Here is a 25,947-nt window from a genome sequence, read left to right on the forward strand (position 1 = left end):
GTCGTCAGTTTTCACTAACGTTTCTTTTTACTTCTTCTATCTAGTCACAAGCACTCAAGTTATTTCAAAGTGCCCACACAGTTTGTCTTCTAAGTTTTTAATGAACATCCGCAGCTTGGACCGACCATTCTACGCAGTTCTCACATAATGTCAAACACTTTTTTAAAAAAAAGTGAAAATTAATGATTCACTGTTGGTTTTTATTTCAAATAGAAAAAATCCAATTCAAAAATGGGGCTAAAGCTCCGCTACGTATCCAAAACGAGCTTCATATTCTAATTCTAACAAGCGGTTCTTTTCATGATTATCTATTAAATAACTTTCCAAATTATCGATTTGAATTTGGCATGCGCTTAATCTTCTATCCAACATGAGCATAAGCTCTTCTTTATCCGGCGAATCATCTTTTTGCACTTCATCGATTAAAAGCTGAAGCGCATGCTTAGCACCAACTGCATATTCCAAGGCTTCTAGCTCTAGGCCTTTTATTTGTGCCGCTACACGTGCCATTCTTATTTTGGCATCAATTTCATCAATACTATGTTCTTCCTCAACAGGCTTTTCATAATATGTAAAGTTATAGTAGGTATATGCTTGCTGGAGGTTGCCAACAGATTCAAAGGCTGCTCCGCTAAAAATACTGTAGATTTGTTTATCAGCATCGTATTCCGCTCTACGCATATTCTCTGCGTAATCACTAACACGCGCAAAATATACTGCCGCACACTCATAATTTCCCAATGTTGCATATAATATGGCCAAGCGCTTATAGGTTTTATATAATAGTGGACTCTCTAGATCTAATACTGGAGTAATTGTTTGTTTCAGCACCTTCTCGATTTCAGTAATTAAAACATGCAGTGTTTCATTATTTCGTTTCCGAAATAAAACCATCTTCGTTGGTGGGTCTAGAACTAATTGATCGATGGTAATATCACTCGCTAGCATATTAAATAGAAAATCATTTACAGCGTTTTGTTTAGATAATAATTCTAATAATGATGTCCTAAGCTCGAGCTGTCTTTCTTGCGGTAATTGTTGGGCAACAAAGCTGTGCTGGTTATTAGTAAATGCATTCGCATAAGGTTCACTATACCAACCATTTCTCGACCGTACTGTTAGCTCTTCCGTTTGGGGATTAAATTCAACATTATAATAATAGGCATGTTCTAATGCTTGATTGATTATAATATTGGTATTATTGATTGTACCGGGAATCCTTTCTTTTAAAATTTGTAGAATATTTGTTTCAACAATGCTTTCATTCCAATGCTGGCTATTCACTACAATAATAACGTCTAATTGAGAATTCTCATGAGTACCAAGCTCTATATCTTTATAATAATGTGGATCCAGATCAATATAAGCTGGTTTTCTTAAGTGAGTGAATAAAGCCTCCTCGCTGCCAAATATACCGAAATGTCCTAAATCGAGAGTAAATGATGATTTTTTTGAATCATAAGGCTTTCGTAATGATTGTGGTGAAACATGTAACATAAAATAGTTATTATGGGTACGATCTTTAATTATAACTGTGTGGCAATGATGTATTGTTTCTGCACATAAGATAACCGACTCTTCAGATTCAAAACTTATTTCTCGATAAGCAGGCTCTGATGCATCAGTGAGTTGGGAATCATAATGAGGTTTTAGTTTGTAGTATTTTGCTTGAGCAGGTGTGTATTGAATCGCCTCATCTTCTCTTACTGAAACAATCAGTGGCATAAGTTACCTTTGTGAATATAGGAATATTGGTCAAAATTTTATCTTATAATGCTTAAGAGACTATTAAGAAGTTTGGTTGATTGAATTTGTTAACACATCTGAGCGCATTACAAATAGGGATTTTCTTAAAGCAAGCAAGATAACCGTGAATATTAATTCGTGAGAGATATAAAGAAGGGGCACTTGCGAGCACCGAGGCTACGCTAGAATAATTTTTCAGGGTGCCCCTCCCCTCCTATCTTAGTCTTCCTTGCTTGAATAACCGCATCCCTCTTGTGGGCACAGTATTTGACGGCCAAAACGCTTACTTTCTTTCACGGTTAGTATAGGCCACGAACACTTCGGACAAGGTTGTGCGATGGGCTCATTCCATAATGCATAATCACATTTAGGATAATTGCCACAGGAATAGAAAATTTTTCCTTTTCTTGATTTCCGCTGCAATATTTTTGCTTCATGACATTTAGGGCATTCAACACCTGTATCTGCTGGTTTTTCTAAAGGCTCCATGTGCTTGCATTGCGGGTAATTGCTGCAACCAATAAAACGACCATATTTTCCTGCTTTAATGTGTAATGCACTGGAACACACTGGGCATACACGTCCTTCAATGACTTCTGGCTCGTTTTTATCATTTTCTTGACCTGCCAGATCTTGGGTGTAATCACATTCAGGATAACCGGTGCAACCAATAAAACGTCCGCGTTTACCAAGTCGGATTGATAGAGGCTTAGAGCATTTAGGACATTTTTCATCAAGCACTTCAGTAGTGACGTCTTTACGTTGTACTTGCTCGTCAGTAGTTTGAATTTGTTGTAGGAAGGGTTGCCAAAACTCTTCTAAAACCGGAATCCACTCTTTCTCGCCACGAGCAATCGCATCCAAGGTGTCTTCCAATTGCGCAGTAAACTTATAGTCCACATAACGGGTGAAATAACCAGTTAAAAAGCGATTTACAATACGACCAACATCCGTTGGGAAAAATCTCTTTTTATCAACAATTACATATTCTCGTTGCTGTAATGTATGAATAATCGAAGCATAAGTAGAAGGACGACCAATATCATACTCTTCCAAAGCTTTTACTAAAGTTGCTTCCGAGTATCTTGGCGGTGGTTCTGTGAAATGCTGATTTGCCTGGATGTCTTTAATGTTTACTTTTTCACCCACAGCAAGTACGGGTAATAAAGAACCATCGTTGTCATCCTCCTTAGAATCATCACGTCCTTCTTCGTACACCGCGAGGAATCCAGGGAAGGTAACGGTAGAACCATTGGCCCTAAATACATTGCCTTCGCCACAACTTAAATCTACGGCTACGGTATCCATTAATGCGTCAGCCATCTGGCAAGCAATAGTACGCTTCCAAATTAAACTGTAGAGCTTAAATTGATCTGCAGTCAAAGCCGATTGCACCATTTCAGGGCTACGTTTAATGGAGGTAGGACGGATCGCTTCATGCGCCTCTTGGGCATTTTTCGATTTTGTTTTATATAGTCGTGGAGTTGCAGGACAGTTATCAGCACCATAACGCTCACTGATGTATTCGCGTATTTCATCCACAGCCTCAACCGCTAAGTTCACCGAATCGGTACGCATGTAAGAGATTAAACCCACGGTACCTGTACCAATATCAATACCCTCATACAACTGTTGCGCAACCATCATTGATTTACGCGCAGTAAATCCTAATTTACGAGCTGCTTCCTGTTGTAAGGTAGACGTGATGAAGGGGGGTGAAGGTTTGCGTTTACGTTGCTTTTTCTCAATTTGGGTCACAGTTAACGAACCCTGAGCTAGCTTGATCAAATCATCTCTGATCTGGTGAGCATTCTCTTGATTAACTACTGTAAATTGTTGCAGTTTTTCATTTTTATAGTGCGTTAGGCGTGCTTCAAAAGGAAGTTTCTCATGCAAACACTCAGCCAATATCTTCCAATATTCCTGAGAAACAAAACGCTCGATTTCCTCTTCTCTTTCAACAATAAGTCTCAGTGCGGGGCTTTGAACACGCCCAGCCGATAAGCCTCTTCGCACCTTTTTCCATAAAAGAGGAGACAAGTTGAAGCCCACTAAATAATCTAAGGCACGACGTGCTTGTTGTGCATTGACCAAATCCATGGAAATAGTACGTGGATTGTTGATTGCGTCTTCGACGGCTGCCTTGGTAATTTCATTGAAGAAAATACGATGAACTTGTTTGTCTTTAATTAAATTTTTTTCTTTCATCAACTCATAAATATGCCAGGAAATGGCCTCACCTTCGCGATCAGGGTCAGTTGCGAGTAATAATGAGTCTGATTTTTTTAAAGTCTTAGCAATGGTTTCAATATGCCGTGCATTCTTTTCCAGTGGCACATAAGTCATGGAAAATTGTTGATCAGGGTTCACAGACCCTTTGCGGGCAGGTAAATCGCGGACATGGCCGTAGGAGGCAAGAACTTCATAGTCATTACCTAGATACTTTTGAATTGTTTTAGCTTTAGCGGGTGACTCCACGATCACCAAGTGTTTACTCATAGTAAAGTTAACCTTTTCAATTTCAATAGATTATTCAAATAGTAATAATATATTCAATATAGTCAAAAAAGCTATTTGTGCTGCTAATTTACTTTTTTGCGCTCATAAAAAATCAAGCATTATATTTTGGATATTTTGGGTATATGCCCAGTATGCAAACTGGGCAACAGTAATTGTGGTGTTATAGCTGATGATTAGAACTAATGCAATGTTAATTCTTCTTCTGTTTGATAAAGTACTAAATCAAGGAAGGTCAATTCTTCTTCATTTAAATTTGCAGATAATACATTTCTAATAGTCCATTTAGTTTCCTCGAGAGTCACAATGCGTGAATCAGAAAACTGCAATTGATTGATAATCGTTTCAAAGGACTCTGCGTTAATAACATCCCATAATTTCATACGCATCAGAAATTGATAACTTGCTTTAGTCAACTTCATTTGTTCATCGTAAGTAAATACTCGAGTTGACGTTGGTTGCTGTGCTCGAACCAGAACTACTTGCTCATCTGCAGTATCTTCTTCATTCATTTGTGCTGCTGCTTCAGCATCTGCGGACTTTTGATTTTTTTGCAACTGCGTTAAACTTGTTTCGAATAGGCTTAGCAACATTTCAAATAAGTTATCTTTCATACTCACACCTCATATAGCCTCCGGGTACTGCATTAACAGCCCCTTTTAATTCTAGTTCTGCAAGCTCGGACATCACTTGCTCAACGGTGTATCCACTACGCAAAATGATCTGATCTACAGTAGTCATTTCAAAGCCAATGAACTTTACTAGGTTTTCATTCTCACTGGCAAGAGAAAAAATGGGTTTATCAATCCTACTTTGTTGTGGCTCGATTCTAAGCTCATCAAACACATCATTAATTGAGGTAACCAATTTTGCACCCTGTTGCAGCAAATGATGACAACCACGAGCCAACGGATTATGTATGGATCCAGGTATTGCCAAAACGTCCCTATTTTGCTCTAACGCCATGCGTGCAGTAATCAATGATCCACTTCGAATTGCAGCCTCGATAACCAATATGCACAATGACAAGCCACTTATTATACGATTTCTGCGCGGAAAATGTCCAGAGGTTGGCAGACTTTTTAATGGAAACTCACTAATTATCAAGCCCCTTGTCGTGATTTTTTCTGCAAGTAGTGCGTGACGACGAGGGTAAATACAGTCAATTCCGGTCCCCATTACCGCAATTGTTTGCCCTTCAGCATCCAAACATCCAGAGTGAGCTTGAGCATCAATGCCTAGAGCTAAACCACTTACAATAGTAACCCCTTGAGCTGCGATTGCTTTAGCAAAAGCATAGGAGTTATGGATTCCTGTTATGGAGGGATTACGACTACCAATGATTGCTAATTGGGGTTGTAAAAAGGCAGATAATTGTCCCTTGGCATATAACACTATCGGGGGGTCAGTGATTTCTTTTAATAAAGCAGGATAATCAGGGGACTCCCAGGTTAACAAATGATGATCTTCCCCAGCGTTGAGCCAATGTAAATCGGCTTGAATCAGCTCCATGTCAAAACTGGAAATTTTTCGAGCTAACAAGGGCGGCAAATCCGCCTGCTCAAGCTCTAAAGCAGAAAGTTGGAACATTTGATGCAAATCTGGCCACCGTTTATACAGCTTAGCTACGGTACGTGGACCTACTTTATCCATACGGTTTAAAGCAAGAAAATAGGGTAAGTTATTCATCGAAGTCAGTCCTTTGTACATTGTTGGATCTTGCAGCATTGCGCTAGATCAAGGATAATATCACAAATTTTACGCAGAGAACCAGTTTAACAATGGCTATTCACAAAATCCGTTATTTACCCGATCCATGTTTAAGAGACGTTTCAAAACCTGTTGTCACCTTTGATGACAAATTACAAACGCTTATCGAGGACATGTTTGACACAATGTATGATGCACGTGGAGTAGGACTCGCTGCTGTACAAATCGGTATCGGTCTACGCCTGTCTGTAATCGATGTAGAAGGTGATAAAAAGAATCAAATCGTTATTATCAATCCAGAAATCATTGCAACCGAAGGTGAAAAGAAATTTGATGAAGGATGTCTGTCTGTTCCAGGCGCTTATGATACCGTGATTCGTGCAGAAAAAGTCACTGTTAGCGCATTAGATCGCCACGGCCAACCTTTTGAAATCGAGGCCGATGGTTTACTTGCGGAATGCTTGCAGCATGAAATTGATCATATGAATGGTAAGTTATTTATCGATCTCTTGTCTCCGCTGAAAAAAGCGATGGCACGAAAAAAATTAGATAAATTCAAACGCCACAATGTGCGTAAATCATGAGTTTAAAGATTGTTTTCGCTGGGACTCCAGCTTTTGGTTTACCTTGTCTTGACGCGTTAGCTCAATCAACACATGAGATTCAGGCAATTTACACCCAGCCAGACCGCCCTGCGGGCCGCGGCCGAAAATTGCAAGCATCTGCAGTAAAAGAATGGGCATTAACGCGCAATATTCCCGTTTATCAACCGCTCAATTTTAAAAGCCCTGAGGCTATTGCTGAATTAGCAGCATTAAAACCGGATTTATTGATTGTTATTGCTTATGGTTTAATTCTGCCTAAAGTCGTACTAGAAATTCCGCGATTAGGTTGTGTAAACGTGCATGCATCATTACTACCTTATTGGCGTGGAGCATCCCCAATTCAACATGCTATTTTGCATGGAGACTCTGAATCAGGGGTAACCATTATGAAAATGGACGTAGGAATGGACACGGGAGATATGCTACGTAAAGTGAGTTGCCCGATCACAAATACAGATACCGCAACAACCTTGCATGATAAATTAGCCGCAATTTCCGCACAGCCTCTACTGCAAACTGTAGAAGAACTAGCCAGCAATACGGCAAAACCTGAAGTGCAGGATGGTTCTTTAGCTACCTATGCGGGAAAAATTAATAAAGAAGATGCGTTGATTAATTGGCAGCGCAGTGCAAAAGAAATTGATTGCCAAATTCGTGCATTTAATCCCTGGCCTATCGCTTATACCCTTTTAGATAAAGAAGTATTGCGCATTCATCAAGCACAAGTTGTGGATATGGATTTAAACCAAACTCCGGGTACCGTGTTACACCTTGATAAAAAAGGCATGCTTGTTGCCACAGCCCATCAAGGATTACTTGTTGAAAAAATACAGCTTCCCGGCGGTAAAGTAATTACTGTTGCTGATTGCTTAAATTCCTCTAAATCGCCGTTACAGGTTGGTTTAGTCTTCTCCTCTGAGTCTTAAACTCAGAGGATCTTAATTAATACATCTAAGTCTGTGAATCCTTATTCATGAATAAAAACGAACGACTGCATGCTTTAAAAATTTTAACTACGCTCTTGGTGGATAAATCTTCTTTATCACAACTTATGCCCTCTGCTGCAGATGTCTCACCCATGACAAAAGAAATCTGTTTTGGTTTCTGCCGCCATTATTACCGTTTGCAAGCCATGGCCAATTGCTTAGTAACCAAAAAGCCAAAAGAAATTGAGATTTGGATTGCCTTGTTAATCGGTATTTATCAACTCCATTACATGAACCAGCCCGATTATGCCGTAGTTAAAGAGACCGTCGCCTTATTAGAAAAAATAAAGAAGCCGTGGGCGAAAGGTTTAGTGAATGCGGTATTGCGTAATTTCTGTCGCCAACAGCAGGAACTATTGGAACAGCTTAAAAAGGATCCTTTATTCCTTTATGGCCAACCTCAATGGCTTTTAAAACGTCTTAAAACCGATTGGCCTGATCATTGGCAAGCAATTGCTCAAGCAAATGACATGCATCCGCCGATGGTCTTACGTGTTAATGTACAAAAAAACTCGCGCGAAGAATATCTGCATGCCTTGGAAAAAGCAGGTATTGAGGCTCAAGCACATTCTGTCGCTACGGAAGGGATTACTCTTAATATACCTTGTGATGTACGCCAACTGCCTGGCTTTGCAGAAGGCTGCATTTCAGTACAAGATGGTGCGGCACAATTAGCCGCATCGTTATTATCTTTGCAGCCTGGGCTGCGTATTCTCGATGCCTGCTGTGCACCGGGAGGTAAAACCTGTCATATTCTAGAAACAGAACCTAATTTAGCAGCTTGTATTGCCTTGGATGTTGATGCGAAGCGATTAGAACGAGTAAAAGACAATTTAAATCGCCTTAAACTGACCGCAACCCTAGTGCAAGGTGATGCGTCGACACCAACAGCTTGGTGGGACGGTCAATTGTTCGACCGAATATTATTAGATGCCCCCTGTTCTGCAACAGGAGTAATACGTCGCCATTCGGACATTAAACTGTTACGGACCCCCGAAGAAATTACTGCTGTCAGTGAAACACAACAAAACATGTTGCATGCATTATGGCCTCTGCTCGCCAAAGGTGGGTTGCTGGTTTATGCGACCTGTTCCATAATGACTATTGAAAATGAGCAGCAAGTTGCTGATTTTGTTTCTGAAACACCTGATTGCAAAGCGATTCGAGGGGACTGGCACTGGGGGCATGCTACAGGCCACGGACAACAAATATTACCCGGAGAACAGGGTATGGATGGATTCTTTTATACGCTTTTGCTAAAACAATAGATATAGCGGTACATTTTTAAGGATAAAAAATGATAATCGATTGGCCCTTAGTTATAGTTTTATTTTGTCTTTCCATCCCAGGCGTGCTTATTGCAATAAGGCGCCTGATTTATTTCTTACTACCTGAAAACTCCGCGGAATTAAAGAAGCGTATCAGTAGTTTTGCCATCATCCAAACCTTGGTTCTAGTCTTTATTTTATGTCTTGCTGGAGCCATTCTTTCTCAAAGTACTGGCTTACGTGCTGCACGCCTGGATGCCTTGTTATATGGAAAAGCCGGGATAAGTATTATTTTTCCCCTCCTTTTACCTGCTGTTGGCTATGCACTTTTAAGCCTGGTTGTTTTTTTGGGTCTTTATCATGTATTAGCCAAACGCCTAATCGATGAGAAGAGCCTGCAAATAATGCGTAACTTGCGAATAGCGCTTGGTCTTGATGGCTGCGTTCTTTATGGTGGGGTAGTGGAGGAAATTATCGCTCGATGGGGACTAATGAATTTAGCTACTTTTTTCGCGATTATCTTTATGCAACATACGACCAACTTAATTATCTGGATCTCTATCCTAGTGAGTGGATTAATTTTCTCCGCAGGACAAATCCCAGCCTATCTAGCTGCAGGATGTAGTTCAAGCCGAAAATTTATCTATTCCTACACACTGCTTAGTACCTCCCCATCAGTTATATTTGGCTATGTATTTTGGCAATATGGATTAGTTTGCTCCATTATATCGCATATGCTCTTTTACTTAGGTTGGGCACTTTACGGCTCAATATCAAACAAAGGGATCAAAAAACAGGCGTAAATTGTAAAAAAAGTGTAAAGCCGCCCAAACTTAACTTTGCCTTAATTTGAGTCACCTATTCTAGCTCTATATTATTTTGTGAATAGGTTATAGTTATGGCAAATAAATACATTTCAAGTGGTGATTTTGCTACATTGGTTAACCAATTACAGCAATCACCTGAAGACCCTTACTTAAAGCAAAAGATAGTTAAATACTTGCCATACATGCAAGAGTTAGCTAAAAAGAATCCTTTTGCACTTTATCACTTAGCTCATGTTTTTCCTGAAAAGTCATCTCAGCATAAAAATATGATTCTTAAGTCAGCAGAGCTAGGATGTACTAATGCCATGCTTGCTGCATGTAAGTTTTTAGCTGAGTCTAAAAGACCAGAGGATCAGCAAAAAGCTAAACTTTTTTTAGCGGAAATTGAGCTGTCTCAAGACAGTTTCATTATGAAGCACAGTAAAGAGTTAGTAGCTGCAAATCCTCATTTAGCTACTACAGCAGCCGCACAACCTGGAATGAGTAGTAATGCAGCAACAGCTAATCATAGGTTTTTTGCTAAGGCAGAAAACAAAGCTAATGATGTTGTACTGGAGAGTCAAAACAGTTATCGACCGGTATAAATGAAGTCTGTACCCCGTATTAGATACAATCCTAATACGGGCTACTTTTAAATTAACAAAAAGCGGAAATTTTTTTGTATTTCATTTAAATCGAATTGATTTAAATACAATGAAAAACTCATCCATGCACTTAATGCTGCTAAATCTCTAAATGGTGAGGGCAAATAGACCGGATTCGTTAAAATATCGCGTTCTTTTAATTCACGCAATAAAGGCAGATCATCTAAAACTAATTTGCCGGTAAAAAGTAATGGGATAGAATCCACATGCTTTTGGCTGATTGCAAAGCGAATGTAGTTATAAATGAGAATAAACCCTTTGGCATAAGATAAATCTTTAGTAAAAGGCCCACCTGTTGGCGTACTGCCGCGAAAAATTCGTACGGTTTGATTGTAACTGTCATCAGGAGTTAAACCACACTCAATAAAATAGCGATAGATATCAACGAAATTCGCCCCCTCAGTCACCTTATCCAAGGCAATGACACGATTAGTTATTTTTAGCATACGCCCAGGATAGGATGAAAAAGTAACAATCTCAGTAATCACCGCAAGCCCTTCCTGAATTACGCTACTGGAAGGAGAACCCTTTGACAGGAAAAAGCAATTCGGCTGCATAGAACCATTTAAGGTAGTACCCACATGCACCCAGCCCTCATGAACCTCTAAATAACGCAAATCACGCTCGCTAAACATGGCTTGCTGACTTAGTTTAATACTATCCGCACCAGCAGAGGCGTCGGCGACCATATCATCGCTTACCATCACCGTTACTCGCCCTGGATGCTTATCAAAAAATGCACCCAGTCGAGCCTGCAAAATTTCTTGAGCTTGTTGTGGGGTGTAGTGCTTCAAATCAGCGTCTGATTGCAATTGTACGCTTAAATTAGATAACACATCAAAAAGCAAAGTGCCCATTTGAGACATACGTGGCCCACCGGCGTAAAACACATCATTAGGGCTCCCATAGAGCTCCATGGCTAGTTCACTAAAAGCTGGCGTACCTCGTGCAGCAAGCATTTGAGAAGCTCGGCTGTACTCTTCACATTGGCGCCGAATCAAGCGCGTCACGGTGGAGTACTGCCCTAATTGATTTTGAGCATCTCGTAAAATTAACCGAAACTCTTCTTGTTTATCATGAACATTGAAAGGCAGTGGCTTCTTTTCATAATATTCTTTATCCACTGCGGGAAGCCGCTCTCCTTTGTGTTTAAAAAAATCCTTTTTAATTCCCTCATCCCATTTAATACTATCGAGAATACGGATCTTACGTTGCGCATCCACAATGCGTTGGGATAATTCTTGTATTATGAGTAATTCATCCGACTCAGATGTCATGATAACCCCTTATTACCTCGGCGGCACAATACTAACTTGTGCATCTTGATTTTGTGGAGGTAAATTGTAAAAGTCACTAATATTTCCTTTTGTTAATGGGGGAGGGACTTGTAAATTCACACCATTCCTACTTTTTAAGTATAGACTCTCACCGTTACTTGAATAACGTCCGGAACAGGCAGTAAGTACCAATACACTACAAACAATAAAACTCAACTTTTTCACAACATTCCCCAATTAAATCAATTCTAAACGCTTCATTACCTGTTCTAATGCGGCATGGTGTTCTGCAGACAATGGAGTTAGAGGTAATCTAAGTTCATTAGCAATTAGTCCCATTTTATACATAGCCCATTTAACAGGAATTGGATTTGTTTCAATAAACAATAAATCATTCAATGGCATGAGCTGCTCATGCAGACGTAAACAGACCGCATGATCACCATCTAAAGCACTGTCACACATTTTTGCCATTAATTTAGCAGCCACATTAGCGGTCACTGAAATATTCCCTTTAGCTCCAGCTAACATCCATGAGGCCGCAGTAGGATCGTCACCACTATAAACATCAATACGGCCTTCAGAAAGACGCAGTATTTGCTGCAACCGTGTCATTTGGCCTGTTGCCTCTTTAATTCCTATAATATTGGAAATCTTCGCAAGCCGTGCGACGGTTTCTGGCAATAAATCACATGCGGTTCGGCCTGGAACGTTATAAAGAATAATCGGCATCGCTACCGATTGAGCAATAGCAGAATAATGTTGGTATAAGCCTTCTTGAGTTGGTTTTATATACGCAGGAGTCATAATTAAAGCAGCATGCGCACCACATTCCATTGCTTCTTGAGTCAACTTGATGCAATCACGTGTCGCATTCATTGCCGTACCCGCAATTACAGGTATGCGCTCTTTTGCTTGTTCTACAACCGTTTTGATTACTAAGAGTTTTTCCTCATGCGATAAAGTCCCTGCTTCACCAGTGGAACCCGCAGCTACAATACCATGAGTGCCCATTTCAATATGGAACTCTACTAATTCACGCAATCGCGGTACATCTACTTGATCATCCTGCATTGGCGTAACTAAAGCCACTATACTTCCTTTGAACATAGCGTCCTCTTCTTCTTATTATTCTAATTACCTAATACTACTGGAAAACCTAGGTCAGAGTAAAATCCCAACGATAAAACTGCTAATTACCAATCAATAATGATTAATTATTTGTCACAACCACCTATTTTTGTACTAATATTGATAATGAAGAAATATCGTATTGGTTGTTTTATTCCAAAGTGAAACATTGCTTTAGAAAAAATACCTAAATAAAAAAAGGGAGTCTACTATGAAGAAAATCATCTCATCATTATGTGTAATTAGCTTCGCGACCTTGATGCTGGGTGGTTGTACCAATACTGAACTAGGCACCGGTGTCGGAGGAGCTGCCGGCGCAGGTTTAGGTTATGCAGTAACTGGTGGTAGCGCTGTAGGAACTGTAATTGGAGCAGGTGCTGGTGCCTTAGTAGGAAATGCTATTGGCCGAGATCAAGACCGACGCGCTTATTATTATAACCGTCATTATTATCGTCATGGTTATTATTATTAATTCATTAAATTACAACCATTACAAACCTGGATCTTCAGTCCAGGTTTACCTCGTTTCTGAAAAAAAATATAGTGAAATACAGCAATATCAAATTTACGTTGCTATACTCTAAAAGATTAATTTTTTGATTGTTCTCAATATTTTTTGAGATTAACCGGAAAACACTACAAGGATTGTAATCATGCGCTTAAAAAATAAGGTTGCAATAATCACTGGTGCCGCCAGTGGTATAGGCAAGGAAATTGCGTTAGTTTACGCAAAAGAAGGAGCAAAAGTTGCCATTGCTGATCTCAATTTAGATCAAGCACACCTTGCCGCAGAAGAAATCAAGTCTAAAGGTGGACAAGCAATGGCTGTTGCCATGAATGTCACCGATGAAAATGAGGTAAATCAAGGGGTTGATGCCGTAGTAGAACACTTTGGCAGTGTTGATGTTCTAGTAAGTAATGCCGGTATTCAAATTATTAACTCGATTGATGAACTCCCCTTCTCCGATTGGAAAAAATTATTATCTATTCACTTAGATGGTGCCTTTTTAACTACCCGGGCCGCACTCAGACATATGTATGCCGCTGGAAATGGCGGTAGCATCATTTATATGGGATCTGTGCATTCCAAAGAAGCTTCCGTACTCAAAGCTCCTTACGTTACCGCAAAGCATGGCTTACTTGGTCTGTGTAAAGTGGTTGCTAAAGAAGGAGCGGCTCATAATGTAAGAGCCAATGTGATTTGCCCTGGTTTTGTTCGTACTCCTTTAGTTGAAAAACAAATTCCTGAACAAGCTAAAGAATTAGGAATTAGCGAAGAAGACGTCATTAAAAAAGTCATGTTAAAGGATACGGTAGATGGAAAGTTCACCACTATAGATGACGTGGCGCAAACGGCATTATTTTTTGCCGCATTTGATACGAATGCTTTGACTGGCCAATCCTTGGTTGTGAGTCATGGATGGTTCATGGAATAACCCAGGTATAGCTGTATTCCCATACAACTATTTAAGTGAGGCCGAAAATGAAAGAATCTGAAGTAAAAGAAAAAGCATTCGCCATGCCACTTACAAGCTCGGCATACCCGCGTGGTCCGTATCGCTTTATTAATAGAGAGTTTCTTACTGTAACTTATGAAACAGATATGGATTTGCTCCGTGAAGTGGTGCCTGAGCCTTTAGAGGTAGTGGAGCCCTTAGTGCAATTTGAATTTATTCGCATGCCGGACTCAACCGGATTTGGTGATTATACTGAGTCAGGGCAAGTAATTCCGGTGCGTTATAAAGGCAAAATGGGCAGCTATACTCATGCCATGTATTTGGACGATTTAGCACCAATCGCTGCTGGACGTGAAATCTGGGGTTATCCTAAAAAGCTTGCTCAACCCAAGTTAGAAGTCGTAAGTGATACCTTTTTAGGGACGCTTAATTATGGTCCTTGCCGTGTTGCCACTGCAACCATGGGATATAAATATGAGGCTTTGGATCTAAAAAAAGTAGCCGATGCGCTCAATACCCCCATTTATTTATTGAAAATTATTCCGCATGTGAATGGTAGCACGCAAATTTGCGAACTAGTCGAAATTATGTTGTCTAATGTCGTCGTTAAAGGAGCATGGCAAGGACCTGCACAATTAGAGTTAGCGCATCATGCCCTAGCCCCTGTAGCAAGTCTTCCCGTACGCCGGATTGTAAAAGCGGTTCATCTATTAACTGATTTAACCTTGCCTTATGGACGAGTGGTGCATGATTACCTCGCCCAATAAGCAAAAATAAAAATGATAAAGCCAAACTTAAGTTAAGGCTGTGATGTGGAGATAAAATAAAAATGTTAATTTTATTAGGTTATGTTGTGGTCTTAGTTTGTGTTTTTGGCGGATTTGCATTAGGCGGTGGCCATCTGGCCGCCGTATTTCAACCCGTAGAATTACTGATCATCGGGGGAGCCGCTTTGGGAGCCCTCATTGTAGGTAATAGTATGAGTGTCCTCAAAGCATTAGGTAAGGCCCTGCCTAAAATATTTCGCAGTGAAAAAACATCTAAAGCAACCTACATTAGTTTATTAGGATTGTTGTATAACCTTTTAAATAAGGCTCGTCAGCAAGGAATGATGTCTGTTGAATCAGATATTGAAGAACCAGAAAGCAGCCCTATTTTCACCAATTATCCAGCATTAATGAATGAGCATCACATCATTGAATTTATCTGTGATTATTTCCGCTTAATTATTACGTCAAATTTGCAGCCCTTTCAATTAGAAGCCCTGATGGATATGGAAATTGAATCGCATCATGCCGAAGAGTTAATCCCAGCAAACACGATTACTAAAGTAGCAGATGCAATGCCTGCTTTTGGTATCGTAGCAGCGGTTCTTGGTGTGGTCCACACTATGGAATCAATTAACCTGCCACCAGCGGAATTAGGGGTGCTAATTGCACATGCGCTTGTAGGGACTTTCTTAGGTATTTTGTTAGGTTATGGATTTATTGGACCTATCGCTACGGCAATGGAACAAAGAGCTAATCAAACTCAGCTTATGTTGCAATCAATTAAAGCGACGATTTTAGCAAGTTTGCATAACAACCCACCACTAATTGCTGTTGAGTTTGGCCGTAAGGTCCTATTCTCAGCTCAAAGACCATCCTTCTCGCAATTAAGTGATGAAATAAAGAATGTAAAACAAACTGATTCTGCCGCCGCAAGTACCGCAACAAGCTAGAGAAAAATTATGAGTGAATCGAATAACAACAATAGTAACAATAATAGTAAGACTAAAAAAACTACTCCTATTATTATTAAGAAAGTAAAAAAACATGCCCATGGCCATCATGGGGGCTCTTGGAAAATAGCCTATGCTGATTTTGTAACGGCAATGATGGCATTTTTCTTATTGATGTGGCTTATTGCCTCATTAAATAAGGCCCAAAAAGATGGTATTTCCGAATACTTCAAACAGCCATTACGCGTATCCTTTTTTGGTGGGGAAAACGTCGGTAACCAGCAAGTTCGCATTAAAGGCGGTGGTCCAAAGGTTGAAGACACTAATGGTTCAGTTTCCACCACGGACAAAGCCGCAGCCAAATTGGCAAAGCAAGAACAAAGTACCCAAGTTATTCAATCATCACAAAATGAAACACAAAAACTTGAAGCGCTAAAATCACAAATTAGTCAAAGCATTCAAACTGATCCTGCACTCAGCGGATTAAAAGATCGTATGTTAATGGAAATAGTCCACGATGGATTACGTATTCAACTAATCGACGATCAAAAGCACCCTATGTTTGATGTAGGCTCAGAAAAATTAAACCCTGATTTTGAACCTGTTTTCCTGAAAATTTCCAAACTACTTAATGGGGTTCCTAACAAGGTAACCATTCAAGGATATACTGACTCTCACCCCTATCATAATCCTGATGAGCTGGAATATACGAACTGGGAATTATCAACACAAAGAGCAAATGCCGCACGTCGTGCTTTGGTGAAATCAGGTATGGATGAAAATAAAGTAATGTCTGTTACAGGCTTTTCATCAACAGTTCCCCTCAATAAAAAAGACCCATTAAATGCAGTTAACCGTCGCATTAGCATTATCGTGATGAAGCACGGAGCAGCTGAAGAGATAATTAAAAACAAATAAAGACGTAGGTTGAGCCTCGGGCTCAGCCTATAGATATTATTTGATTTTTTTTACCCTCCTTGTAAAGTAACTGGCATAGTAACCTTAAGGATTTGTTGTATTTTCTTAAAGAAGCAACTGAGTTCTAAACTGCTTTAACTTATAGGGAACAATAAATAGCTCCTAATGTTATTACGAAAATTAAAATAATATAGTCAGTCTACTCATCATTTAGGAGCAATCTCGTGCCTCAAAAAACCCAAGACATCTTGGCTCAACTTCATACGTTAGCCAATCACTCATCTGATATTAATACCTATTTATTTAAATTAAATACCCTAATCATACAAAATAATATCAGTGATAAAACTGTCTTAGCAGACCCTGCCCATAAAGTTGCCTCATGGAATATAGGCTGTGGGGGTTATTGGGTAGTTAAAAGTAGTTTAACCAAACTTGAAAAACCACGTAAACGCGGTAGAGAAAGCTCCTCAGCCAACGAGGAAGATCGTAGTGAAATGGAGCGAGTACAAATTGCTCAAGCGGTTATTGAGTCGCTCCATCAAAAAGACTTTGAATTAGTATTTTTACAAGAAGGGCCAAGTACTGAGTATTTAACCAAAAACCCTGAAGTGAACGCGCAAGGGCTTGGCTTAAAAAATACCGGCGAATCAGGCCAAATATGCTGTTATGCCTCTCTCCCCCCCTCCGTAACACTTGCTCCCGCTTTTTCCAAACAAGCAGAGTTACTAGTGAAAGAAGGCAAAAGCTTAGGGCTGCTTGATAAGGAATATCAAATTATTGAGACTGTTCAAGGACAAATTTATGTTAATGTGCATCTGGAGTGGTTGTATACGCCTGGAGCAGAGGGACCTACAGCCAAATACATAGAATTACAAAAACGCATGGAGTTTTTAGAAGCAGCTGCTGCGTGTGGTATTGTGCTTGGTGATACTAATATTGAAAAAGAAGATTATGCAAAACTGGTGCAGCATATCCATCAAGGCTATATACAATTAAATGGTGGCTGCTCTACTCTAGATATTTTAGCCGGAGAAAATATTGGGCCACAACTCACCGAACGCTCATCGCCAATTCCTCCCCCAGATGTCTATTCCACTCCATCTGAAGATTTTTATGATGAAAAGCCAACTTTATTCCATCAGCCTTTAAGATAAAAAAAACCCGCCATTAGGCGGGTTTTTTCGGGTCTTGGGTAAGACAGCTTACATCATGCCGCCCATGCCTCCCATTCCACCCATACCGCCCATGCCGCCCATGTCAGCAGGTTCGTCTTTCTTAGGTAGATCAGCAACCATGCACTCAGTCGTTAACATTAAGCTAGCTACAGAAGCCGCATTTTGTAACGCCATACGAGTTACTTTAGTTGGATCTAAGATACCCATGTCAACCATATCACCATACTCGCCAGTAGCTGCGTTGAAACCATAGTTCTCTTTGTTTTCAGATACTTTGTTTACAACAACAGAAGCTTCATAACCAGCGTTAGTAACGATTTGACGTAGTGGAGACTCGATTGCACGACGTAGGATGTTAATACCCATAGTTTGGTCGTCGTTATCGCCTTTCAATGCATCTAAAGCTTTTTGAGCACGGATTAAAGCAACACCACCACCCGCTACGATACCTTCTTCAACTGCAGCACGAGTAGCGTGTAAAGCATCTTCAACACGAGCTTTCTTTTCTTTCATCTCAACTTCAGTAGCAGCACCAACTTTAATTACTGCAACACCGCCAGATAATTTAGCAACACGCTCTTGTAATTTTTCACGATCGTAATCAGAAGAAGTTTCTTCGATTTGCGCGCGGATTTGAGTGATACGTGCTTTAATTTCAGCAGCTTTACCTTCGCCATCAATAATGGTGCAGTTTTCTTTAGTTACTACGATGCGCTTAGCAGTTCCTAGGTCTTCTAAAGTAGCAGCTTCTAAGCTCTTGCCAATTTCTTCAGTAATAACTTGGCCATGAGTTAAAATTGCGATGTCTTGTAACATTGCTTTACGGCGATCACCGAAACCAGGAGCCTTAACAGCACATACTTTAACAATACCACGCATGTTGTTAACAACTAGAGTAGCTAAAGCTTCACCTTCAACATCTTCAGCGATAATCAATAATGGACGGCCAGATTTTGCAACACCTTCCAATACAGATAACATATCACGGATGCTAGAGATTTTCTTGTCAACTAACAGAATGAATGGGTGCTCTAATTCGCAGCTCATGTTTTGTTGGTTGTTGATGAAGTATGGAGAAATGTATCCACGATCAAATTGCATACCTTCAACAACTGATAATTCATTCTCTAATCCATTACCATCTTCGACAGTGATAACACCTTCTTTACCAACTTTTTCCATAGCGCTAGCAATGATAGAACCAATTGCTTCGTCAGAGTTAGCAGAAATAGTACCAACTTGAGCGATTGCTTTGTTGTCTTTGCATGGCTTAGACATAGATTGTAATTTCTTAGTAACTGCCAGAACCGCTTTATCAATACCGCGTTTCAGATCCATGGGGTTCATGCCAGCAGCAACTGCTTTGTTACCTTCAACAAGAATAGAGCGAGCTAATACAGTAGCAGTAGTAGTACCGTCACCAGCAGTATCAGAAGTTTTAGAAGCAACCTCTTTAACCATTTGTGCACCCATGTTCATGAAGCGCTGTTCAAATTCGATTTCTTTAGCAACAGATACACCGTCTTTAGTTACAGTAGGTGCACCATAAGATTTTTCTAATACAACGTTACGACCACGTGGACCCATTGTCACTTGGACTGCATCAGCTAATGCATTAACACCAGCAAGCATTTGTAAACGCGCGTCGTCTCCAAAACGTAATTCTTTAGCCATTCTTTTTATCTCCTAATGAATCAATTCAATTACTTCTCGATTACACCCATGATGTCGTCTTCGCGCATCACTACATACTCGATACCGTCCAATTTAATTTCAGTACCAGAGTATTTTCCGAATAATACGATGTCACCAACTTTTACGGCTAATGCACGCACGTCACCGTTTTCTAAGGCTTTTCCAGCGCCGATAGCAATGATTTCGCCACGCATGGGTTTCTCAGTAGCGCTATCTGGAATAACAATACCACCTGCTGTGGTACGCTCTTCTTCCATACGACGAACTACTACGCGATCGTGTAAAGGACGAATTTTCATAACATATATCTCCTGAATTTAATTAAACAGTAATGACGCTGAATAGACATATGGGGTCGCGGAATATACTTTCAAGGGGCAAAATAAAAAAAATTTAAAATGTTTTTTATGAATTAGCATTTTTCGCTATTATTTCCAGCAAAGTCTCTTTTATAATCCACAGCAAAATAATTTTTAGCCATAGGGTGAATAAGTTAAATGTTTGATTTTACGGGAAGTTATACCGACCTCTACCAATTGACTATGGCTCAAGTTTATTTTTTACAAGGACAGCACAAGCAACAAGCTATTTTTGATTATTTTTTTCGTAAATTACCATTTGGTTCTGGCTATGCCATTTTTGCTGGTTTAGCGGATCTCTTAGACATTTTAGAGCACTTACGTTTTGATACGGCGGACATCGAGTTTTTAGAAAAAAATGGTGTACATCCCGAATTCTTGAATTATCTGAAAAACTTTCAATTTACAGGAACCATCTATGCTGTTACTGAAGGAGATTTAGTATTTCCTACCGCACCGATTGTTACTGTTGAGGCGAATATTATTGAGGCTCAACTAATCGAAACCATTCTTTTAAATTTATTAAATTTTCAGACACTAATTGCTACCAAAGCAAGTCGTATAAAACAGGTTTCAGGCGATAGCACCCTAATTGATTTTGGCTTACGTCGCGCTCAAAGCACTGGAGGTTATTATGCCAGTCGAGCAGCTATTATTGGTGGCTTTGATGCTACCAGCAATGTACGAGCCGGTCGTGATTATCAAATCCCCATATCAGGCACGATGGCTCATTCATTTATTCAAAGCTACGATAGTGAACTTGCAGCATTTCGTGCTTTTGTCGAAATTTGGCCTGATCATTCCACCTTACTGGTTGATACCTACAATACCTTGGAAAGTGGGGTTCCTAACGCTATTCACGTAGGAAAAGAAATGGAACTGCGAGGACAGCATTTGCAAGCAATACGCTTAGATAGTGGTGATTTGAATTATCTTGCTCACAAAGCACGCCACATGCTCGATGAAGCAGGAATGCCTTATGTTAAAATTATTGCCTCGGACCAATTAAATGAGCACAGCATCAAAGCCCTACGCGCACAAAAAGCACCAATTGATGGGTTTGGGGTAGGTTCAAATTTAATCGTTGGAATGCCGGATGCGGCTTTAGATGGCGTGTATAAATTAGCTGAGGCAAATCACAAACCACGCATTAAACTTTCAGAAAATGCAGCAAAAATAACAATCCCCTATAAAAAGCAGGTTTATCGAGTCCTGACTGATGAACATCTATTTTTAGGTGCGGATGTTATTGCCTTAGCAGAGGAACAACAATTAGATACTTTATATTCTCCCCAAGGTAAAGCAATGTTGAGTGGTCTGCACCATTATCCCAAAGAACCTTTACTTCATAAAGTGATGGCTCAGGGTAAAACATTAATGCCGGCAAAATCCGTACACGAAATTAAAGAATACTCTAGCCTACGTCTGTCGCAATTACCTGATGAGTACAAGTGCTTTGAGCACCCTAAAACATATCAAGTAGGCCTAAGTAATAAGTTGAATGCAAAACGCGAGGAACTTATTCAAAAATATGAGCAATGGGATAAATGAAAACATTAATCATTCTAGACGTTCAAAATGATTTCATGCCTGGAGGTGCCTTAGCGGTGCCCGAGGGTGATGTGATTGTTCCCGTAATTAACCAAATAATGGATCATTTTGATTTAATTGTGGCTACTCAAGATTGGCATCCACAAAACCATAAAAGTTTTGCCTCACGCCATCCCGGCAAAAAACCTTTTGAAAAAATTCAACTCCATGGCATTGAACAAACTCTTTGGCCTGATCATTGTGTGCAAGGAAGCAAAGGGGCTGAGTTTTTTCCACAATTAGAAACAGCAGGCATCGCGGCCATTTTTCGTAAAGGGATGGATCCAGAAATAGACAGTTACAGTGGTTTTTATGAAAATGATCATAAAAAAAGCACCGGATTAGCAGCATACCTGCGTGCGAAAGGAGCGTCAGAGCTTTATTTTTGTGGTTTATGTGCGGATATCTGTGTTTACTATAGTCTCAAAGATGCAGTGCACGAAGGATTTAAAAATTATTTAATTGAAGATGCCACTCATCCTTTAAATGCCGATGTATTTAAACGTATTCGGGTGGAGTTAAAGCAGCTAGGCGTTGAGTTAATTAAGAGCGCTCAATTACCTTAGCAATTGCTTCACCCTGCATACTTTATAAATACCGCAGTCGAACCGCGATAATTGGGGCTTCTATATGCCCCCAACCCCATATTTGACAAAATATTTTCCTATTGTTGTAATGTTTACATTCGAGCACATTGATCGCGCCGAATTACTTAGGCCTAAAATACGCTCTCACCACTACTACGAAAGTCTACTTTTTAGGTTATCGTTTTAAAACATTTATAGGGATCGTTGTGATGTTTTATTTTGTTAATCATTTTCGTTCATTTGTTAATCGTGTTCTATGGGGGGAAGTTAGTTCTCCATCGCTGTTTAGTGAAATAAAAAATGCGGCTCAGCCGGTCCATTTCGTGAATTTTGGTTTATTAGGAGGGAATGTAGCTTTTATAAATCCTCAAGAACTGAATATGGCCCAACTACTCGATACACTCGATGCCCAACCGCAAGGACGTCAAGGAGAAATGGGACTTCGTTTTTTTGTCGGTGGTAACTTCATTAGTACCCGAGCTAAAGATGATGAAGATTATACCGCATTAAGTCATCATTATTTATTATCTGGCCTATTATCCAGACCCGCTGCCTTCATTGAAAACACCCAACAATCACTTCATTTATATTTAGACAAGCAACACCAACAATCTGTTTCCTTACTTGAGTTAGCAACTACTCCATTAAGAAATAGCTTAGCACGGGGTTTATTTGATATTGAACAAATACCTCCGAACCTACATCAAGCACTGCAAGGATTTTCAGATTTAGTGCAAGACAAATTAGAAAGTTTTGGTAAAACCTTATCGGTTAAATTAATGACCGCGTACTATTCTTGGTTATTTTATTTCATTCCCCAATACCAGCAAGCAAAACAAAACTACTTGGCAGCAAGTGAAGAATTTTTGGCAGAACAAGCCAATGCCATTATTGCCCATTTCCAAGAGTTAAAACATGACAATCAAAAGACTTTATTTAATATCACCAATGCATTAGCCCGTTTTATTGCTCAACGAGTCAAGGAAACCTCTCCCGCTCTAGATGCAGCGGAGTTGCTCGATTATTTATCCTGCATGACCGCGGAGGATTTGCAGCCTTACTTACAAGAAGCCTATATAAAAACTCTTCCTGTACTGCCCCTGCCAGGAGATATGATTGTTATCCCCGCCTGCAGTGCAATGACTGAATTAGCTCAGAATAAAACATTACTGCTTGAATTAAGAAGTGAACTAGAAAAACGCAACTTTAAAAATAAAACGGCCGAAGAACGCCGCGAAGATATTTTACAGGATAAGCATAATAATGGTTTACTGCATCGTATTTTTTTAGAAGCTTTAAGACGCGATTTTCAACAGAAAAAACCAGCAGATTTGGAAGCGGAAACAGTTATCCTCCGCTATTGTGAACATGGTATTAATCTCAAAAATCAAAGTAATGAGCAGATAGCGCAAATTCCCCCAAAAACTATGATTGCCATTTTGAACGCCCTCCCTCGTTTTGATCCTAAGATTTGGCCTGAACCCGAACGATTCGACCCAAGTAGATTTGAAAATGATGAGAATAAAACACGTGAAAAAACCGTGCTTACCATTTTTTCCTATGGCAAACGCCGCTGTCCAGCAAATTTAATAACCGAGTTTATTTTTCAAACGTTTATTGCGGAGTTAGTAATGAATTATGACATTGGCTTAATTCATGGTGATGATTTGAAACAGGCAGAAATAAAATTGCAACCTTTAGTGGCCAGTGCTGATTTAGAGCTAGAGGGTGACCGTTTAATGACGGAAATTTAGGTACAGCACGTCATCCCCAAATGTAATGAGAACTTCTGAATGAGGATATGAGTTTACTCCCCATTCAGGAGCTCCTCCACCCAAACTCCTTAGGATGACGTACCATTTCTCATTTAAGAGTTACGTTTTATCTCTATTCGAACTACAATGAAGTAAATTGCATTGCTGTTATCAAGGTCTCAAATGAAAAAATGGTTGCTCTTTTTTATATGCTGTTTTACTACCATTATTGGATATACCGCCCCTCCACCTCCTGGCCAAATATTTCAGGTCAAGGTAAACCTTGTTGATCTCAACACCTTTACCGTCAATTTCCAGATTAAAGCACAGCATTTCTTGTATTCTAATAGTATTAAATTGGAACCTGAGCATAATAGCATCATGCAGTTAGGCCCCCTACGTCTTCCTCCCACCCTGGAAAAAACAGATAAGCGTGGTCAAAAATACACCGTTTATCGAGATAAAGTTTCAATTCCAATAGCTATATTAGGTAATAAGCCAGGAAAAACATCCCTACAATTAAGCTATCAAGGATGCTCTGATGATGGTTTTTGTTATCCGCCGGAAGAACAAAAAATTCAGCTCGTTATTAATGATAAGCTCGAATTGAGTCAAGTAAGTCTGATGGAGATAGAAAATAAGTCAGCAACCCTCCCTATTCAGCCTAAAGGTGAACTGAGTAAGATCTTTGAAAGCAATAACTGGGCTATGATCCTAATCACCTTCTATGGCTTAGGATTACTTTTATCATTTACCCCATGTATTTTACCTATGGTTCCTGTTTTATCCGGGATCATCATTGGCCATGGAAAAGAAATTACGACGCGAAAGGCATTCTTTCTCTCTCTAAGCTATGTACTTAGCATGTCCCTTACTTATGCCATCGTGGGTGCAGTCGTTGCCCTATTAGGCTCTAATCTGCAAATCAGTATGCAATCACCATGGTCGATTGGTTTCTTAAGTGTAATATTTGTGTTGCTTGCCTTATCTATGTTTGGGTTTTATGAATTTAAATTACCCAATTCCTGGCAAGCCAAAATTGGCAGTACCAGTCGTAATCAACGAGGTGGCCACTATCTTGGGGCGGCCATTATGGGCTGTTTGTCTACTTTAATTCTATCCCCCTGCGTTACCGCCCCCTTAATCGGCGTATTAACCTACATAGCCCAAACTAAAAATGTTCTTTTAGGCTGCCTCACGCTACTGGTTCTAGGACTTGGTATGGGAACGCCACTACTTCTGATTGGTACTTCTGCTGGAAAGTGGTTACCAGAAAGCGGAAGCTGGATGAATACAATTAAAGCCTTCTTTGGTGTTCTGTTCATAGCAGTTGCTATTTTACTGATCTCACGTATTGCTCCAGCGGTAGTAAACATGGCGCTATGGGCGAGTTTACTTATTTTTTCAGGTATTTATTGTGGTGCATTAGCTCATTCAGCAAGCAATCAAGAAAAGTTCAGTCAAAGTGTGGGAATTATTTTATTGGTTTATGGCATCCTTATTTTAATTGGGGCCAGCATGGGAGCAACTAATCCACTGCAACCCTTAACTGTCTCCCAAGCTGCAAGCGTGATTCCTTCTAAGGTAGTCCCCCATGAAGCGCTCACCTTAAACCAAATAAAGCAGAAAATTATCGGCGCACGCGGCAAACCCGTGATGTTGGATTTTTATGCGGACTGGTGTACTGCATGTAAAGTTATGGATGCCACCACTTTTCAAGATCCACAGGTACAAACAGCATTAGAGCAATTTGTTGTTCTGAAAGTGGATCTTACTGCGAATAATGCTAATGATAAAAAAATATTGAATTATTTTAATGTAATCGCCCCCCCAACCTTTATGTTTTTTGATGCCAAAGGCATGCAACATGATGAATTGCTTGTTGTTGGTGAAGTATCTACGGATGAATTTTTGGCGAAGCTCAATCAAGTGCTTCAAGGGCAAGAATAGAGGTCTGCTGAGATTAATCATAACCTGA

At 39.9% G+C, this 25,947-nt stretch carries 24 protein-coding genes; 15 read left to right on the forward strand and 9 right to left on the reverse strand.

The genetic code is table 11. The features are described from left to right. Window positions 1-237 precede the first annotated feature (237 nt). The 4 genes from E1P08_RS14905 to dprA all read right to left on the reverse strand — a co-directional run bounded on the left by E1P08_RS14905 (window position 238) and on the right by dprA (window position 5,952). On the reverse strand, window positions 238-1,725 hold the full coding sequence (locus tag E1P08_RS14905; protein ID WP_133137792.1) for a hypothetical protein: 1,488 nt from the start codon (window positions 1,723-1,725) through the stop codon (window positions 238-240). Window positions 1,726-1,965: 240 nt separating this feature from the next. Further along, on the reverse strand, window positions 1,966-4,245 hold the full coding sequence (gene topA / locus E1P08_RS14910) for a type I DNA topoisomerase (protein ID WP_133137793.1): 2,280 nt from the start codon (window positions 4,243-4,245) through the stop codon (window positions 1,966-1,968). 200 nt (window positions 4,246-4,445) lie between these two features. After that, the gene (locus E1P08_RS14915; protein WP_133137794.1) at window positions 4,446-4,877 is read right to left on the reverse strand and encodes a DUF494 family protein; all 432 of its coding nucleotides are present in this window, start codon (window positions 4,875-4,877) and stop codon (window positions 4,446-4,448) included. Then, a complete protein-coding gene (gene dprA / locus E1P08_RS14920) occupies window positions 4,867-5,952 on the reverse strand; it encodes a DNA-processing protein DprA (protein ID WP_133137795.1) in 1,086 nt (361 codons plus the stop codon). Before dprA ends, E1P08_RS14915 begins: the two co-directional genes overlap by 11 nt. Window positions 5,953-6,044: 92 nt before the next feature. Here dprA and def point away from each other — a divergent pair, with 92 nt between their 5' ends. From def to E1P08_RS14945, 5 genes are all read left to right on the forward strand, one after another. Continuing rightward, on the forward strand, window positions 6,045-6,557 hold the full coding sequence (gene def, locus E1P08_RS14925; protein WP_133137796.1) for a peptide deformylase: 513 nt from the start codon (window positions 6,045-6,047) through the stop codon (window positions 6,555-6,557). Beyond that, window positions 6,551-7,504 (forward strand): methionyl-tRNA formyltransferase, encoded by a 954-nt coding sequence (gene fmt / locus E1P08_RS14930; protein WP_133137797.1) that lies wholly within the window; start codon window positions 6,551-6,553, stop codon window positions 7,502-7,504. Before def ends, fmt begins: the two co-directional genes overlap by 7 nt. 47 nt (window positions 7,505-7,551) lie before the next feature. Continuing rightward, window positions 7,552-8,832: a 16S rRNA (cytosine(967)-C(5))-methyltransferase RsmB gene (gene rsmB / locus E1P08_RS14935; protein WP_133137798.1), complete on the forward strand. Its 1,281-nt coding sequence runs from the start codon at window positions 7,552-7,554 to the stop codon at window positions 8,830-8,832. A 29-nt stretch (window positions 8,833-8,861) separates the two neighbouring features. Continuing rightward, the gene (locus E1P08_RS14940) at window positions 8,862-9,635 is read left to right on the forward strand and encodes a CPBP family intramembrane metalloprotease (RefSeq protein WP_133137799.1); all 774 of its coding nucleotides are present in this window, start codon (window positions 8,862-8,864) and stop codon (window positions 9,633-9,635) included. 95 nt (window positions 9,636-9,730) lie between these two features. Next, the gene (locus E1P08_RS14945) at window positions 9,731-10,243 is read left to right on the forward strand and encodes a hypothetical protein (RefSeq protein ID WP_133137800.1); all 513 of its coding nucleotides are present in this window, start codon (window positions 9,731-9,733) and stop codon (window positions 10,241-10,243) included. Between the two features lie 47 nt (window positions 10,244-10,290). Here the strand turns inward: E1P08_RS14945 and E1P08_RS14950 are convergent, their stop codons facing one another. The 3 genes from E1P08_RS14950 to dapA are packed head-to-tail and all read right to left on the reverse strand — an operon-like array spanning window position 10,291 to window position 12,690. Next, window positions 10,291-11,583 carry a flavohemoglobin expression-modulating QEGLA motif protein gene (locus E1P08_RS14950; RefSeq protein WP_133137801.1) on the reverse strand — a complete coding sequence of 431 codons (1,293 nt, stop codon included), beginning with the start codon at window positions 11,581-11,583 and terminating at the stop codon, window positions 10,291-10,293. A 9-nt stretch (window positions 11,584-11,592) separates the two neighbouring features. Next, window positions 11,593-11,805, reverse strand: a complete 213-nt coding sequence (locus E1P08_RS17535; RefSeq protein ID WP_133137802.1) for a hypothetical protein — start codon at window positions 11,803-11,805, stop codon at window positions 11,593-11,595. Window positions 11,806-11,817: 12 nt separating this feature from the next. Further along, on the reverse strand, window positions 11,818-12,690 hold the full coding sequence (gene dapA, locus E1P08_RS14960) for a 4-hydroxy-tetrahydrodipicolinate synthase (protein ID WP_133137803.1): 873 nt from the start codon (window positions 12,688-12,690) through the stop codon (window positions 11,818-11,820). A 232-nt stretch (window positions 12,691-12,922) separates the two neighbouring features. On the opposite strand from dapA, the gene E1P08_RS14965 reads away from it, so the two are divergent. The 6 genes from E1P08_RS14965 (at window position 12,923) to E1P08_RS14990 (ending at window position 17,963) form a co-directional block, all read left to right on the forward strand. Continuing rightward, window positions 12,923-13,183 carry a glycine zipper domain-containing protein gene (locus tag E1P08_RS14965; protein WP_133137804.1) on the forward strand — a complete coding sequence of 87 codons (261 nt, stop codon included), beginning with the start codon at window positions 12,923-12,925 and terminating at the stop codon, window positions 13,181-13,183. 181 nt (window positions 13,184-13,364) lie between these two features. Then, complete coding sequence (locus tag E1P08_RS14970) at window positions 13,365-14,147, forward strand: 3-hydroxybutyrate dehydrogenase (RefSeq protein ID WP_133137805.1); 783 nt, start codon at window positions 13,365-13,367, stop codon at window positions 14,145-14,147. 47 nt (window positions 14,148-14,194) lie between these two features. Next, entirely contained in the window at window positions 14,195-14,935 is a 741-nt protein-coding gene (locus E1P08_RS14975) for an acetoacetate decarboxylase (protein ID WP_133137806.1), read from the forward strand. Window positions 14,936-14,997: 62 nt separating this feature from the next. Then, entirely contained in the window at window positions 14,998-15,888 is an 891-nt protein-coding gene (gene motA / locus E1P08_RS14980) for a flagellar motor stator protein MotA (protein WP_133137807.1), read from the forward strand. A 9-nt stretch (window positions 15,889-15,897) separates the two neighbouring features. After that, a complete protein-coding gene (motB, locus tag E1P08_RS14985) occupies window positions 15,898-16,806 on the forward strand; it encodes a flagellar motor protein MotB (RefSeq protein WP_133137808.1) in 909 nt (302 codons plus the stop codon). Between the two features lie 224 nt (window positions 16,807-17,030). Then, window positions 17,031-17,963 carry a hypothetical protein gene (locus E1P08_RS14990; protein ID WP_133137809.1) on the forward strand — a complete coding sequence of 311 codons (933 nt, stop codon included), beginning with the start codon at window positions 17,031-17,033 and terminating at the stop codon, window positions 17,961-17,963. A gap of 48 nt (window positions 17,964-18,011) precedes the next feature. Here E1P08_RS14990 and groL read toward each other — a convergent pair whose 3' ends face one another. Further along, window positions 18,012-19,658: a chaperonin GroEL gene (gene groL / locus E1P08_RS14995; RefSeq protein ID WP_133137810.1), complete on the reverse strand. Its 1,647-nt coding sequence runs from the start codon at window positions 19,656-19,658 to the stop codon at window positions 18,012-18,014. Window positions 19,659-19,687: 29 nt separating this feature from the next. After that, window positions 19,688-19,978, reverse strand: a complete 291-nt coding sequence (gene groES / locus E1P08_RS15000) for a co-chaperone GroES (RefSeq protein ID WP_133137811.1) — start codon at window positions 19,976-19,978, stop codon at window positions 19,688-19,690. Window positions 19,979-20,176: 198 nt separating this feature from the next. Here groES and E1P08_RS15005 point away from each other — a divergent pair, with 198 nt between their 5' ends. From E1P08_RS15005 to dsbD, 4 genes are all read left to right on the forward strand, one after another. Further along, window positions 20,177-21,589 carry a nicotinate phosphoribosyltransferase gene (locus E1P08_RS15005; protein WP_133137812.1) on the forward strand — a complete coding sequence of 471 codons (1,413 nt, stop codon included), beginning with the start codon at window positions 20,177-20,179 and terminating at the stop codon, window positions 21,587-21,589. Next, the gene (gene pncA, locus E1P08_RS15010; RefSeq protein ID WP_133137813.1) at window positions 21,586-22,194 is read left to right on the forward strand and encodes a bifunctional nicotinamidase/pyrazinamidase; all 609 of its coding nucleotides are present in this window, start codon (window positions 21,586-21,588) and stop codon (window positions 22,192-22,194) included. Before E1P08_RS15005 ends, pncA begins: the two co-directional genes overlap by 4 nt. A 230-nt stretch (window positions 22,195-22,424) precedes the next feature. Continuing rightward, the gene (locus E1P08_RS15015; protein ID WP_133137814.1) at window positions 22,425-23,969 is read left to right on the forward strand and encodes a cytochrome P450; all 1,545 of its coding nucleotides are present in this window, start codon (window positions 22,425-22,427) and stop codon (window positions 23,967-23,969) included. A 183-nt stretch (window positions 23,970-24,152) separates the two neighbouring features. After that, window positions 24,153-25,919, forward strand: a complete 1,767-nt coding sequence (gene dsbD / locus E1P08_RS15020; RefSeq protein WP_133137815.1) for a protein-disulfide reductase DsbD — start codon at window positions 24,153-24,155, stop codon at window positions 25,917-25,919. The last annotated feature ends 28 nt before the right edge of the window (window positions 25,920-25,947 follow it).

It is taken from the genome of Legionella rowbothamii, assembly GCF_900639985.1.
In the GTDB taxonomy this organism is placed as follows: domain Bacteria; phylum Pseudomonadota; class Gammaproteobacteria; order Legionellales; family Legionellaceae; genus Legionella; species Legionella rowbothamii.